Origin of the sequence: Cupriavidus basilensis OR16, from assembly GCF_000243095.1 — a bacterium.
In the GTDB taxonomy this organism is placed as follows: domain Bacteria; phylum Pseudomonadota; class Gammaproteobacteria; order Burkholderiales; family Burkholderiaceae; genus Cupriavidus; species Cupriavidus basilensis_D.
Genome location: NZ_AHJE01000016.1, coordinates 127,389 through 141,198 on the forward strand (window position 1 = coordinate 127,389; position 13,810 = coordinate 141,198).

The following is a 13,810-nucleotide window of genomic DNA, read 5'->3' on the forward strand; positions in this document are numbered from 1 at the left end:
GGGGCGTGCTGGTTTGACCTTTCTCCGGCAGTGAGGCCACTGTAAAAAAGAATCCCCCGAGGCTGTTGCCCGGGGGAGATGCTTGATTTGCGGCAGTGGATGCCGGGCGCCGGCCACGTGTTCTCTTGCCGCCCCTTCGGTCGTTCCTTACCTGCCGTCCTCAACCAGTCCATCGCGGTTGGTGGTTCTCGCGCCATCGGTGAATTGGTCTCGTCTATCTGTGACTCTCGCCCCATCTGAATAGACGTCAAACTTTGCGCTCTTCCCCCCATCTGAATATGGGTCTCGCGGCCCCAACACGCTGGCGCCGTCGGTGTATATATCTCGCGCCCCGATGCCGGCATAGGCTACCCCGGCGCCAAGCGCCGCACCCGCCGCAGCGAGCAGTAAGACTGTTTTTACCATTTTTCACCTCCATTTCAGGTGGTTGCAAGAACACCGAAACGAATTCCCTTCGCTCCAGTTTTGTGCGCCGCAGCTTTATACGACTCCAATGTATGCGCTGGCGGTGAGCGTATGAATAAGGTCTTCTTCCGAAAAATGGCTAGGGGATTGCCCTACTGAATGGGCAGGGAGGACGCCGCCCTGATGGGCACGGCTGCCGAGGTCGACGATGTCACGCAAGCGCGCGCATTGCGGCACGGCAAGGAGAGCGACCTGTTCACCCACGCGCAAAAGCCGGCATGGCAATGCTCGCGCTCATACGGATCTGGCGTCCAACCCAAACGGGTTAGCGCATCGAATCCATCGGCTACGCTTACCGCACGGGGGAGTTCTGGCGTAGATTCATAGTAGTCTGCAGCACCATGGATTCGCAGCACTTCGCCTGGCACCGATTCGGTGCCAACTCGTGAATTGCCACAGGGGCATCGGGCACCAACTTTCGCAAGAATATTGTCATTGCGGCTAACGAGAAAACGACTGGATGTGGCAGGGGCTGTCCCCAGAATTTGAAGCGAACAATGGTCATCATTCCACGCAACTCCAGGCTTAGACTCCTCGTTCACACCGGATTTGTCGCAGTGGCGTACTACGCAGGAGCAAAGCTGGGACTTGCTTATGCGGTAGTGGGCGGGGCAGTGTCTCTGGTGTGGCTTTCCAGCGGCATCGCCCTCGTTGCGATGCTAGTCATGGGCTTCGCCGTTGCCCCCGGAATTGCCATTGGCTCCATTTTGGCCAACATGTCGGTGGGCGTGCCCCTACCGGTGGCTGCGGTGATTGGCCTCGGCGCAACGGCTGCAGCCTTGACGGCTACATTATTGTTAAAGCGGGTAGCCCGATTCCAGATCACCCTGGACCGCATCAAGGACGTGTTAGCTCTCATCATCCTGGCAGCGACAGTCAGCACGGCAGTGAGTGCGCTGATCGGTGCGACCGCCCTCCTTGGAGGGGGCTTGCTATCCGTCACCGAGTACGGCGCAGCCATCCTGAAATGGTGGCTCGGTGACATGATGGGGGTGCTCGTGGTGGCCCCGCCGCTGCTCAGCTTGCTTACGTATCCGAGCCCTATCCGCTCAGCAAAGCAGGCCGTGGAAGCGTGCGGACTGACCGTTGCGATCTTCTGGGTGAGTTACGTCATCTTCGGGGCCACCGAACTTACCGGGCACGGCTACTATCCGGCAGCCTTGGCGATCTTTCCGTTCATTATCTGGGCGGCTCTGCGCTTCGACCATTTGGGCACCAGTCTCTCAACCCTGCTGGTCTCAATCGTGGCCATCTGGGGCACCACGAACGGCACCGGTCCCTTTGCCGCCGAATCCCCGGTGGACAGCCTTGTGAGATGGTGCGCCTTCGCGAATGTCGTGGCAGTAACCGGACTGCTGCTGGTGGCGGCACATGCTCAGGAGAAGCGCGTCCATAGCCTCCTGCTGGCATCCCATGTCGAGTTGGAACGGCGCGTGCAAGAGCGAACCCAAGACGTGGAGCTAGCAAGCAATGAACTGAAAGCAGGAGGATGGCGCGACGTCGTCTGCTGGAAGCNGAACTGATTCGAATCGGCGACCAGCAGCAGAGACTCATCGGCCGAGAACTGCACGACGGCCTCGGGCAGCACCTCACCAGCTTGGGCTTCTACTGCGCCACCTTGAATCAGGAACTACAGAAGCATAACCACCCAGCCGCCGCGAAGGCGGCTACCATTGTCGAATTGGTGAAGCAGGCGTCCTTGATGACTCGCAAGATTGCCCATGGCCTGGATCCGGTCGCCATGGAATCTGGCGGCCTTGCGGTCGCCTTGCAAGGGTTGGCACAGACGACCAGCGCGCTGAATGGCATAGGCTGCACGCTCCGCATTGAGTCAAATGTGGACTTGCTGGATCCGCCGATGCAGATCAACCTTTACCGTGCGGCACAGGAAGCGGTCAGTAATGCGCTGAAATATAGCCAGGGCCGCCATATCTGGATCGACCTGGAGCGCGAAGGCGGAATGCAGAGGCTTTCCATCAGTGACGACGGGATGGGGGTCGACCTGGAACAAATGGAGCGTGCCTCGGGACTGGGCCTTCACAACCTGCGCCACCGGGCGAGCCTCCTGGGCGGCTCTTGCATGGTCGCCCGCAATGCTTTGGGGGGCACCACGGTTGCCATCAGCTATCCGATACCGGAGAGTCGGGGACATGAAAGGGAAGCCATCTAGCCTGGGCAGCGCGACTCAGATCCTGATCGTGGATGACCACCCCATCATCCGGGAGGGGTTAACCCACCTGCTGAATCTGCATGAGGATCTGCACGTCTGCTGTGCGGCCGGCTGTGCCGAAGAAGCGCTGGCGGTGATGGCCTGCCAGCCTGACATGGCCATTGTGGACCTCAGTCTGCACTCGAACTCCGGCCTGGATCTTGTCAAAACGCTCCGGCAACACTATCCAAAGCTGGCAATCCTCGTCCTCAGCATGCATGACGAAACCCTGTTTGCCGAACGCGCACTGCGGGCAGGAGCAAACGGGTATCTGATGAAACTCGAGGCCATGGAGCATGTCATGAACGCTATTCGCGAGGTGCTGGCAGAATGAAAAGTTGGCGCGGGCTCTGACGGCTCCCCAAAAAATTCCGACGGGTTCAATCGCGAGCCTTTCGGAACGGGAGTTCGAGGTCCTGCACCTGATCGGACTCGGCTTCAGCACCCGCGAGATTGCCGAGAAACTGAGTCGGAGCGTCAAGACCATCGAGGCACATCAGGCCAACATCAAGGAAAAGCTGGGTATTCCCAACGGCAAGGAGCTGATGCGCTTCGCCATTCAATGGATCGAGAACCAGTAGGGTGGAGTCCGGGCGATCGACGCAAGAGTGCCTGTCCATCACGCAATCCGTGGCAGAACCGGATCCGGCGCGCCCGCGCTGGCGTGAACGGATCAAGCAGACCATCCGCGAAGTGGTAACCCTGCTTGACGCCCCGGTTCCGGTCCTTGCCTGTGTCAAAATGACGCATGGCCGGCCAGATCCCACTTGGCCTCGCCTGGAGTAGACTGCGCCGCGCCCGCTCGCACAATAACAATGACGCTTATCCGCCGCATCCGCTTGACCGCATGGCTTGGCCTGATCGCCATGTGGCTCATCGTGCTTGCGCCGGCAATCAGCCAGTTCGTGGCCGCGGCCCAGGCCAATGATCCCGAAGCCGTCATCTGCTCGGCCGCCCACCCCGGCGACGCGCCGCATCAAATGCCGGGCAATGCGCTGAACGCCTGCGGCTATTGCGATTTGCTGGCGGATCATGTGCCGCTCCCTACCCTGGCGCCTGCGGCGCTGTCGGCAATCCCGCTACTGGTGATCGCCACGTCGCACGTGCTGGTCACCCGCTTCACGCCACTCGGGGCCTTTCCGTCCGGACGCCCCAGGGACCCGCCGGCTTTACCTCAATCCAGTCTGTAAGCAACGCACGCCCTTTGGCGTGATCGTGGCGGCCGCGCGCAACTGCCCGCGGCCGCCGGACAATGATTTGAGGTAGACCCAATCATGCGCACGCTGCTGCAGCCTGATCTATGCCGACGGGATCCTGCTGTCGACCTTGATCAACAACAATAATGGCAACGGCTCACCGCAGTGGTTCATGGTGGCGCCGCAATCGATCGAGCGGATCGATGTCATGTACGGCCCGTTCGCCGCCGCCTATCCGGGCAACTCGTACGGTGCCGTGACCGAGATCACCACACGGATGCCGAAGACGTTCGAGGGCAGCCTGGAAGTCACGGGCGCCGTCCAGCAGTTCAGCAAATATGGCACCGACCAGAACGAGCCGGCACAACAGGCCAGCGCCACGCTGGGCGACCGCAGCGGGAAATTCTCGTGGTGGCTCAGCGCGAACCACCTCAACAGCTTCAGCCAGCCGCTCAGCTTCGCCACGGTCAACCAGTCGGCGACCGCCGCCGGCGCCGGCCTGCCCGTGATCACCGGCGCGTATGCCGAGCGCAACCGGACCGGCGGCGCCATCCAGGTGATCGGCGCGGGCAATTTCGTCCATACGCTGCAGGACAACGCCACGGTCAAGCTGGGCTATGACTTCACGCCGTCGTTGAGCGCGGTCTACACCTTGGGCTATTGGCAGAACAGATCCAAGGCGAGTGCGCAGACCTACCTGAGCACGGCATCCGGCTCTCCTTACTATGGCGCGCAGAGCGGCAGCGTCAATATCGGTGGATTCGCGTACGGCGCCAACACCATTGCGGGCCAGTTCTCGAGCAACAACGTGGATCAGGAACACCTGATGCAGAGCCTGAAGGTCGGAACCCGCACGCAAGACCTGTTCGACTGGGAGGTGGTTGCCAGCAATCTGTACTATCTGCAGGATGCGAGCCGCTTGTCCACCGGGCTCTATCCGGCGGCGCTGACCGGTGGGCCCGGCCGGACCACCGACATGAGCGGCTCCGGCTGGTCCACCTTTGACGTCAAGGGCATCTGGCGGCCACAGGGCATCGCCGGCGCGAACGTCGTCAGCTTTGGCGCCCACTATGACCAGTTCAAGCTGAGCAGCCCGACCTACAGCACCACCAACTGGGTGTCCGGCGGCAATGGCGCACTGTTCAGCACCTCGCAGGGCAAGACGCAAACCAGCGCGCTCTGGCTGCAGGATGTCTGGCGCATGACACCGAGCCTGCAGGCCACGCTGGGCGGCCGCTATGAGATGTGGCGCGCTTATGACGGCTTCAACTACGCCATCGGCAGCAATGGCGTCGGGGTGCCGATCCAGCAGCCCAGCCTCGACAAATCGGGCTTTTCCCCCAAGGCTTCGCTCACCTGGGAGGCCAGCGAGCTGTGGTCGGTGACCGGCTCCTTCGGCAAGGCGCTTCGCTTCCCGACGGTCGGCGAGCTGTACCAGAGCGTGCAGACCGGGACGACGTTTACCCAGGCCAATCCGTTCCTGCAACCGGAGCGCGTCCTGTCCAGCGAGCTCGCCATCGAGCGTCACACCAGCGCGGGCAAGCTGCGCATGTCCGCCTTCAGCGAATACGCCACGAACGCGCTGATCTCCCAGACCTCGACCATTGCGGGATTCGCCACGCCCGTCTCCTTCACGCAGAACGTGGGCAAGACCCGGCAACTGGGCCTGGAGTTGGCCGGCCAGCAGGACAATGCGCTGATCAACGGCCTGACGCTCTCGGGCAACGTCACCTATGTCAACTCCCGGATTCTCTCGGACGACAGCTACGTGCCGACCACCGCTGGCGCGACGGCGCTCGGCAAGCGCGTGCCCTACGTGCCCACGTGGCGCGCAACGATGGCGGCGACCTACCGGCCAGACAACAAGTGGGCCTATACGCTGGCTGCGCGCTATAGCAGCCGGGTGTACGCGACAGTCGACAACACCGACATCAACCCTGCGACATACCAGGGCTTCGAGAGCTTCTTCGTGATGGATGCGCGCGTGCATTACCAGCTCGACAAGCATTGGGGTGGTGCGCTGGGCGTGGATAACCTGAAGACCTGAACAATCGCAAGTACTTCCTGTACCACCCCTTCCCGCAGCGAACGTTCTACCTCAGCCTGAAGTACACCCTTTGATAGGCGCGGTGTTCCCGATGATGGGCGCGGCGCCAGCCCCAGGTTGGAGCCCGTGGATGCCTGCCCGCGCAGCGCGGACTCCAGCGTCGCGCAGACGGTCACCGGCGCAAGCGCATCGAACGGGCCAGCTAGTCAACTACGTGCCGTCCCCCATCAACCTGTCCGCCTCCGCCTTCACCAGCTCCCCATGCTGATCCAGCACCGGCGCCGCGAACGGCTGCGGCCCCGGCGTGCGCCCGAACTTGATGGCACGGGTAAAGCCGCGATACCGGCCCACGGTAGGATGCTCGAACGTGGTCACCATGCCTTCTGCCCGCACCTGCGGGAAGTCGAACATGTCTTCCACGGAGCGCGCGGCGGCGCAGGGGACCGCTTCGCCGAAGTGCGCTTCCCATTCCAGCGCGGTGCGGGTTGCCAGCGCGCGGTGCAGCGCGGGAACAATCTCATCCTGATGCTGCGCGCGCTTGCGCACGCTGTCGTAGCGCTCGGTGGCGAGCTCCGCCAGGCCGGTCTTCTCGCACAACGCGGCCCAGAAATGCGGCGTGTTGGCGGAGATGTAGAGATAGCCTTCCTTGGTCGGATGGATGCCGGTGATGCCGCCGGAGCGCATGTCGCGGCCAACCTCCCTGGGTTCGTTGTCGGCCCAGACCATGCGGGCGGACTGCATGGTCAGTGCCGCGCGCAAGAGCGAGATGCCGACGTACTGGCCTTCGCCGCTTTTCTCGCGTTCGTAGAGCGCGGAGGCCACGCCGCCGGCGACCAGCGCCGAGCCGTAGTAGTCGACGACCGAGCCGTAGAGGATCTCCGGCGCGCCGCCCTGCTTGCCCTGCAGCGTGCACATGCCGGTCATGGTCTGCAGGACCTGGTCGTAGCCGGCTTTGTCCTTGAGCGGGCCGTCTTCGCCATAGCCCGTCACCGCGCAATAGATCAAGCGCGGGTTGACCAGCTTGAGCTGTTCGTAAGCGATGCCCAGCCTGGGCGGCACGGTGGGCCGGAAGTTGTGCACCAGCACGTCGGCGGTACGCACCAGCGCCATCAGCCGCTGCAGGTCGCCGGCCTGCTTGAGGTCGAGCACCACGCCCAGCTTGCTGCGGTTGACGCCCAGGAAGGCGCGGCTCTCGGCCTCCAGCGAGGAAGGATACTTGCGCAGGTTGTCGCCAGCGGGCGGCTCGATCTTGATGACCTCGGCGCCCTGGTCGGCCAGCAGGGAGCAACCATAGGGGCCTGCTATGTAGGCGCTCAGGTCCAGCACGCGCAGGCCGGACAGCGGGCCCGGCTTGCCGGTGCGCTCGCTCAGCGGCGCGGCGCGGTCATCAGGGGGGGAACGCATGGAAATCTCCGGGAAATTGGCAGTAGAGGCAAGGCGCGCGCATCAGTCCACGACGATGGTCTGCCGCTTGGCGAGCGTCTTCCACCGCTCCACGTCCTGTCCGATGGTGGCGGCGAACTGGGCCGGCGTGACGGGCCGGGCTTCGGCGCCTTCCTTCAGGAAGGCCGCCTTGATCTCGGGCTTGGACAGGACGGTGTTGACGGCGGCGTTGAGCTGGTTCACGATCGCCGGCGGCGTGCCGGCCGGCGCCAGCAGGCCCCACCAGAGCTCGAATTCATAGCCCGGCACCGCACTGGACATGGGCGTGAGCTCCGGCGCGATCGGGCTCGGCTTGAGGCTGGTGATGCCAACGGCGCGCACCTTGCCGGCACGGACCATCGGTAGCAGCGAGGGGCCGCTGGAGATCAGCAACTGCGTCTGGTTGCCGATCAGGTCGGTCACGGCGGGACCCATGCCACGGTACGGGATATGCGTGATGAACAGGTTCCCGGCCCTGGCCTTGAGCAGCTCGGTGCCAAACTGGTTGACGCTGCCCGGCCCGCTTGAGGCGTAGTTGTACTTGCCCGGCCTGGCGCGGATCGCCGCGATCAGTTCCTGCGGCGTCCTGGCGGGAAACGCATTATTGACCGCAACGATGAACGGCCCTTGCGCAAACATCGCCACCGGCACGAAGCTCTTGACCGCATCGAACGGCAGCTTGGCCTGCACCGCGGCATTGGTCGTCATGCTGGACGACACGGCGACCAGCGTGTACCCGTCCGGGGCCGACTTGGCCACCATACCCGTGCCGGTATTGCCACTGGCGCCGGGCCGGTTGTCGATGACCACGGGTTGCTTGAGCTCCTCGCCGATCTCCTTGGCGACGATGCGCGCGAAGATGTCGTTGGAGCCGCCCGGCGGATAGGGCACGACGATGGTGATGGGCTTGCCTGGATACCCGCCCTGCGCCAAGGCCGCGCCGGATACCAGGCTGGCGACGACCGTGGCGGCCAACGCCACGCTACGGGAAATGGATACGGATGCGGATGATGTTTTCAAGCTGTCTCCTTCTGTTTTCTTGTCTGTCTTCTTGTCTGTCTTCTTGCCTGTTTTTGCTTGTCCCGCGTGGCGCCGCCAGATCCCGGCAGCGGATCCCGGCGGGGTCAAGCTGGCAGCAATCCAAGGCGCCTGGCGGTCGCCACGATGGCTTCCGCCCGCTTCACGAATGGCGGGTCGATCATCTTCCCGTCCACCACGTAGGCGCCCACGCCCCTGGCCTCGGCATCGCGCGCGGCCTCCAGTACCCGCGCCGCATGCCCGATCTCCTCATCGCTCGGGCAGAAGGCCTGGTTGGCCAGGGGGACCTGGCTGGGATGAATGCAGCTCTTGCCGAGAAAGCCCATGCGCCGCGACAGTTCTGCCTCGGCGCGGAACCCGGCTTCATCCTTGATGTTGGCAAACACCGTGTCGTAGGCGAACACGCCGGCCTCGCCGGCTGCCAGGCGCACCGCGTACATCGCTTGCTGGATCGCCGCGCTTTCGCGCCGGGCGATGCCCAGCGGCTCGAACAGGTCGCCAAGTCCTAGCTGCAAGCCAGCCACGCACGGGTGGGCTGCGGCCAGTTCGCCGGCCAGGCGCAGCGCCTTGGGTGTTTCGATGTTGAGCAGCAGGCGGATCGGCTTGTCCACGCCATGCGCAAACCCGTTGGCGCGCGCCGCCTGCTCGATGGCGGCAGCAGCGCGGCGCACGTCGTCGGCGCACTCGGGCTTGGGCAGGTTGATCAGGTCCAGGCCGGGCTGCGCCACCGCGGCCACGTCGGCCGCAAAATGCGCGGTGTCCAGCGCGTTGACACGCACGATCAGCGTCTTGCCGCTGGCGCGGGCCTGGCCCGAGCGCAGCAGCTCGCGCAGTGCCTCGCGCGCTTGCGGCTTGCGCGCCTCTGCCACCGCGTCCTCGAGATCGAACGAGAGCCCGTCCGCGGCGCTGGCCAAGGCCTTGTCGAACAATTCCGGGCGGGAGCCGGGGACGAACAGTTTGCTTCTCATGGCAACGTGGACCGATGGCTTTGGAGTGCGCCAGTGTGGGTCACGCCAGAACAAAGATAAACTATCTATGTCTTTCTTTAATCAATAGGAAATGTATGGAGACAGCCTACCTCAACGCGTTCCTGGTTGTCGTCGATACCGGCTCTCTCGCGCAAGCCGCCCGGCGGCTCAACGTGACGCCCGCCGCCATCGCGCAGCAGGTCCACGTCCTGGAGCGGGAGTTGGGCACGTCCTTGCTGGGCCGGGCCGGCCGCACCGTGGCGCCGACCGAGTCGGGTGTACGGCTGGCCGAACGCGCCCGCTCCCTGCTGCGGGACTTCAACCACTTGCGCGATTGGGTGAATGAGGCGGAGGCACCGCGCGAACTGCGCCTGGGCACGATCAACACCGCGCTGCACAGCCTGCTGCCGGAAACGCTCTCCGGGTTCGCCGCGGAGCATCCGGGCGTCTCCGTGTTCATCCAGTCCGACAAATCCGCGGCGCTATACGACGCCGTGAAGAACGCGGAGCTAGATGCGGCCGTCTGCCTGCATCCGCCCTTCGCGCTGCCCAAAACCATCGTTTGGGAACTGCTGCGCGAGGAGCCCCTGGTTGTGCTGGCGCCCGCCCGCCTGGCCAGGCGCGATCCGCACGAACTGCTGCGCACCGAGCCGCTGATCCGCTATGACCGCAGCGTGGGCGGCGGCAAGCAGGCCGACCGCTACCTGCGGCAGGCCGGCATCACCGCGCACGAGCGGTTCGAACTCAGTTCGCTGGTGGCGATCGCCATGATGGTCGACCGGGGGCTAGGCGTGTCTCTCGCGCCCGATATTGCGTCGCCGCTGACCGCGGGCCTGCGCATCGCCAAGCTGAAGCTGCCCGAAGCGACGGAGCCGCGCAGGTTCGGGATCTTGTGGCAGCGCGCTTCTACCCGCACGCCGCTGATCCTCTCGCTGCTGCGGCATGCGCGGCAAGCTGCCGGCTGATCGCGTACTGGCGTTGATCCGGCGCGGCTCATGCGGATGGATCCTGGCCGCCCGGAAACACCCGCTCGCCCAGGAAGTCGATCAACACGCGCAGCTTGGGCGACAGGTGCCGGCTAGCCGGCCACAGCACGCGAAAGGTGCCACTACGGTCCACGTAATCGTCCAGCACGGTGCGCAGACGGCCGTCAGCCAGTGGTTCGCGGATGGCGAAGTCCGGCAGGCAGGCGATACCGAGGCCCTGCAAGGCAAAGCTCACGCGGGTCTCGATGTTGTTGCAGATCATCGAGGCGGGCAGGTTGAGCTCCGGCTCCCGGGCAACGCGGCGCAGCGGCCAGGCTTCCAGCTTGCCGCTGTTCGGGAAGCGGTATTGCAGGCAGGCATGCCCGGCCAGGTCCGCGGGCTGCCGGGGCTCCCCGCGCCGCGCGAGATACGCTGGCGACGCCACCAGCAGGATCCGGAACGCGCCGAGGCGCCGCGCCGCTAGCCGGGAGTCGCTTGGCTCGCCGGTGCGCACCACGGCATCGAAACCCTCTTCGATCACGTCCACCATGCGGTCGGTGAAATCCAGGTCCAGCTCGATCTCCGGGTACTGCCGCATGAAGTCGCCCAGCACTGGCAGCACCAGCGAGCTCACCAGCGGCAGGCTGACGCGCAAGCGCCCGCGCGGCGCTTCGGCTGCGCGCGACAGCTCCTGCTCCGCCGCCTCGATCTCGGCCAGGATGCGGCGGCTGCGCTCCAGGAACAGCGCGCCTTCCGCCGTCAGGGTGATGCTGCGCGTGCTGCGGTGAAACAACCGCGCGCCGAGCTTTTCCTCCAGCCTTGCCACGCTCTTGCCCACGGCCGATGCCGACACGCCCATCAGGCGGCCAGCGGCCACGAAGCTGCGGGTCTCGGCGACCTGCACGAACACGGTAAAGCCACTCAGGCTGTCCATCGGCTTTCCCCCATGCCATTCATCTCATTCATCTCGATCCTCGATTACGGACAATTCTGTCCGTATAACAAGGAACTCTATCCTACTTTTTCCCGAGTCAGATGTTCCCTATCGTTCGCCTGATCCCCTCAACATTCTTGCGACGAAGGAAAACACGCATGCCCTCCCTCCTGCCCGCCCGCGTCGACGCGGTCATCGGACAAGCCATTGCCGACCACCGCCTGGTCGGTGCCGTAGTACTGGTCGCCCGCCATGGCGAAGTGATCCACCGCCGCGCCGCCGGCATGGCCGACCGCGAAGCCGACCGCCCCATGCGCGCCGACACGCTGTTCCGCCTGGCATCGGTGTCCAAACCGATCGTGTCGGCCGCGGCGATGGCGCTGGTGGCGCAAGGCCGGCTGGAACTCGACGAGGCCGTGACCCGCTGGTTGCCGGATTTCACGCCGCGGCTAGCCGACGGCAGCGCCGCCATCATCACCGTGCGGCAACTGATGACCCATACCGCGGGGCTGGGCTACCGCTTCTTTGAAGCCGACGAGCATGGGCCCTATGCCCGCGCAGGCATCTCGGACGGCATGGACCAGGCGGGCATCACGCTCGCGGAGAACCTGCGCCGCATCGCCAGCGTGCCCTTGCTCTACAAGCCGGGCACCGCCTGGGGCTATTCGCTGGCGACGGATGTGCTCGGCGCCGTGATCGAGCGCGCCTGTGGCGCGCCGCTGGCCGACGCGGTGCACGCGCTGGTCACGGGTCCGCTGAACATGGGCGACACCGGCTTTACCGCGGCCGATGCCGGGCGCCTGGCCACCGCCTACGTCAACGACCTGCCGGTGCCGCGCCGCATGCTCGCGCACGATGTGGTCCCCGTCGTCCACGGCACGGCCGGCATCCACTACGCGCCGGCGCGCGCATTGGACAGCCATGCCTTTCCCTCCGGCGGCGCCGGCATGGTTGGCAGCGCGGGCGATTTCCTGCGCTTGCTGGAAGCCCTGCGCCAGGGCGGCGAGCCGTTGATGCCCGCCGCCTGGGCCGATGAAATGGGCCGCAACCAGACCGGCGAATGGGGCCCGCCCGATGCGCCAGGCACCGGCTTCGGCCTGGGCTTCTCGGTGCTGCACGATCCGGCGGCGGCCCGCTCGCCGGAGTCGGCCGGCACCTGGCGCTGGGGCGGCGCCTACGGGCACGCCTGGTTCGTCGACCGCGCCCAGGGCCTGAGCGTGGCCGCGTTCACCAACACCTTGTACGAAGGCATGTCCGGACGCTTCGTTGCGGATCTGCGCGATGCCGTCTATGGGCAGGAGGCGGTGGCGCGATGAGCGATATGGCACCCAGGAAGGCCATCGATGCCGGCCGCTCCCTGTTCTTTATCGCGCTCGGCCTGTTTGGCCTTTACGCCATTGAATTCGGCGTGGTCGGCATCCTGCCGGCTATCGTCGCGCGCTACGGCATCACGGTGGCCCGGGCAGGCTGGCTGGTCGGCCTGTTCGCGCTGGTGGTGGCCATGTGCGGGCCGTTCATGGTGCTGTGGCTGTCGCGCTATGCCCGGCGCAAGGTGCTGGCGGGCTCGCTGTTCGTATTTGCCGCGTGCAGCGTGCTGTCGGCGTGGGCGCCGAACTTTGCCGGGCTGATGGCGCTGCGCATCGTCCCTGCGCTGCTGCATCCGGTGTTTTTCTCGCTGGCGTTCGCGGCGGCCGTGTCGCTGTACCCGAAGGAGCGAGCCGCGCATGCCACGGCGATGGCCTTCGTGGGCACCAGCATGGGCCTGGTGCTGGGCGTGCCGATCACCGCGTGGATCGCGGCGCGCTTTTCTTATGAAGCATCCTTCCTGTTCTGCGCCGCCGTCAACGCGGCGGCGGGAATCGGCCTGCTGGCCATGCTGCCCGATGCGGCGCGGCGGCACGCACCCGCGCAGGCCACCCCCGCCGGCCGGCCCTCGGCCATCCTGCGCAAGCCGCCGTTGTGGCTCAACCTGATCGCGACCGTGTTCATCTTCGCAACGATGTTCTCGGTGTACAGCTATGCGGCCGAGTACCTCGCGCGCGAGGCCGGCATGCGCGGCGAGGCCATCAGCGCGCTGCTGGTGGTGTTCGGCATCGGCGGCGTGGCGGGCAATCTGATCGCCGGCCGGCTGCTGCGCAAGAGCCTGGCGCGGACCGCGCTGCTGCACCCGGCGGTGCTGGGCGGAGCCTACCTTGTGCTCTACACCTGCGGCAACGCCTCGTTTGTCACGATGATCGCGGTCTGCCTGCTATGGGGCGCCGCGCACACCAGCGGCCTGATCGTCAGCCAGATGTGGCTGGCATCCGCCGCGCCGGCAGCCCCGGAGTTCGCGACCAGTCTCTATATCTCGGCCGCCAACCTGGGCGTGATGGCCGGCTCGGCGGCTGGCGGCTGGTGCATCACCGCATTGGGCATGACGGGCGCGCTCTGGAGCGGCTGGCTGTTCGCCGTGCTGGCAACGCTATGCATGGCACTGAAGCTGATGCTGTTCGACCGCAAGCCCGATCGCACCAGCGTCATGGCGGCTAAACCGCGGGAAGCAGCAGCAGGTACGCCTTGATCACGA

The 13,810-nt window shown here is 65.3% G+C and carries 13 protein-coding genes; 9 read left to right on the plus strand and 4 right to left on the minus strand.

Going from position 1 to position 13,810, the window contains the following annotated elements; all coding sequences use genetic code 11:
- Positions 1 to 962: 962 nt before the first annotated feature.
- The 6 genes from OR16_RS45385 (at position 963) to OR16_RS06220 (ending at position 5,917) form a co-directional block, all read left to right on the plus strand.
- Positions 963 to 1,988: an MASE1 domain-containing protein gene (locus OR16_RS45385; RefSeq protein WP_237716950.1), complete on the plus strand. Its 1,026-nt coding sequence runs from the start codon at positions 963 to 965 to the stop codon at positions 1,986 to 1,988.
- The gene (locus OR16_RS45390) at positions 1,955 to 2,635 is read left to right on the plus strand and encodes a sensor histidine kinase (protein ID WP_237716951.1); all 681 of its coding nucleotides are present in this window, start codon (positions 1,955 to 1,957) and stop codon (positions 2,633 to 2,635) included. Before OR16_RS45385 ends, OR16_RS45390 begins: the two co-directional genes overlap by 34 nt.
- Complete coding sequence (locus OR16_RS45395) at positions 2,616 to 3,008, plus strand: response regulator (RefSeq protein ID WP_237716952.1); 393 nt, start codon at positions 2,616 to 2,618, stop codon at positions 3,006 to 3,008. The genes OR16_RS45390 and OR16_RS45395 overlap by 20 nt, the downstream gene beginning before the upstream one ends.
- 4 nt (positions 3,009 to 3,012) lie before the next feature.
- Entirely contained in the window at positions 3,013 to 3,255 is a 243-nt protein-coding gene (locus tag OR16_RS45400; RefSeq protein ID WP_237716953.1) for a response regulator transcription factor, read from the plus strand.
- 234 nt (positions 3,256 to 3,489) lie between these two features.
- On the plus strand, positions 3,490 to 3,864 hold the full coding sequence (locus tag OR16_RS06215) for a DUF2946 domain-containing protein (RefSeq protein WP_006157109.1): 375 nt from the start codon (positions 3,490 to 3,492) through the stop codon (positions 3,862 to 3,864).
- Between the two features lie 136 nt (positions 3,865 to 4,000).
- Positions 4,001 to 5,917 (plus strand): TonB-dependent receptor, encoded by a 1,917-nt coding sequence (locus OR16_RS06220; protein WP_006157110.1) that lies wholly within the window; start codon positions 4,001 to 4,003, stop codon positions 5,915 to 5,917.
- A 210-nt stretch (positions 5,918 to 6,127) separates the two neighbouring features.
- On the opposite strand, the gene OR16_RS06225 is transcribed toward OR16_RS06220, so the two are convergent.
- From OR16_RS06225 to OR16_RS06235, 3 genes are all read right to left on the minus strand, one after another.
- Positions 6,128 to 7,321 carry a CaiB/BaiF CoA transferase family protein gene (locus tag OR16_RS06225; protein ID WP_006157111.1) on the minus strand — a complete coding sequence of 398 codons (1,194 nt, stop codon included), beginning with the start codon at positions 7,319 to 7,321 and terminating at the stop codon, positions 6,128 to 6,130.
- Between the two features lie 42 nt (positions 7,322 to 7,363).
- Complete coding sequence (locus tag OR16_RS06230; protein WP_050982902.1) at positions 7,364 to 8,359, minus strand: tripartite tricarboxylate transporter substrate binding protein; 996 nt, start codon at positions 8,357 to 8,359, stop codon at positions 7,364 to 7,366.
- Between the two features lie 104 nt (positions 8,360 to 8,463).
- Entirely contained in the window at positions 8,464 to 9,345 is an 882-nt protein-coding gene (locus OR16_RS06235; protein ID WP_006157113.1) for an HpcH/HpaI aldolase/citrate lyase family protein, read from the minus strand.
- A gap of 95 nt (positions 9,346 to 9,440) precedes the next feature.
- Here OR16_RS06235 and OR16_RS06240 point away from each other — a divergent pair, with 95 nt between their 5' ends.
- Positions 9,441 to 10,310 carry a LysR substrate-binding domain-containing protein gene (locus OR16_RS06240; RefSeq protein WP_006157114.1) on the plus strand — a complete coding sequence of 290 codons (870 nt, stop codon included), beginning with the start codon at positions 9,441 to 9,443 and terminating at the stop codon, positions 10,308 to 10,310.
- Between the two features lie 28 nt (positions 10,311 to 10,338).
- Here OR16_RS06240 and OR16_RS06245 read toward each other — a convergent pair whose 3' ends face one another.
- A complete protein-coding gene (locus OR16_RS06245) occupies positions 10,339 to 11,244 on the minus strand; it encodes a LysR family transcriptional regulator (RefSeq protein ID WP_006157115.1) in 906 nt (301 codons plus the stop codon).
- 158 nt (positions 11,245 to 11,402) lie between these two features.
- Here OR16_RS06245 and OR16_RS06250 point away from each other — a divergent pair, with 158 nt between their 5' ends.
- A complete protein-coding gene (locus tag OR16_RS06250) occupies positions 11,403 to 12,560 on the plus strand; it encodes a serine hydrolase domain-containing protein (RefSeq protein ID WP_006157116.1) in 1,158 nt (385 codons plus the stop codon).
- Positions 12,557 to 13,804 carry an MFS transporter gene (locus OR16_RS06255; protein WP_006157117.1) on the plus strand — a complete coding sequence of 416 codons (1,248 nt, stop codon included), beginning with the start codon at positions 12,557 to 12,559 and terminating at the stop codon, positions 13,802 to 13,804. Before OR16_RS06250 ends, OR16_RS06255 begins: the two co-directional genes overlap by 4 nt.
- Positions 13,805 to 13,810: the final 6 nt, after the last annotated feature.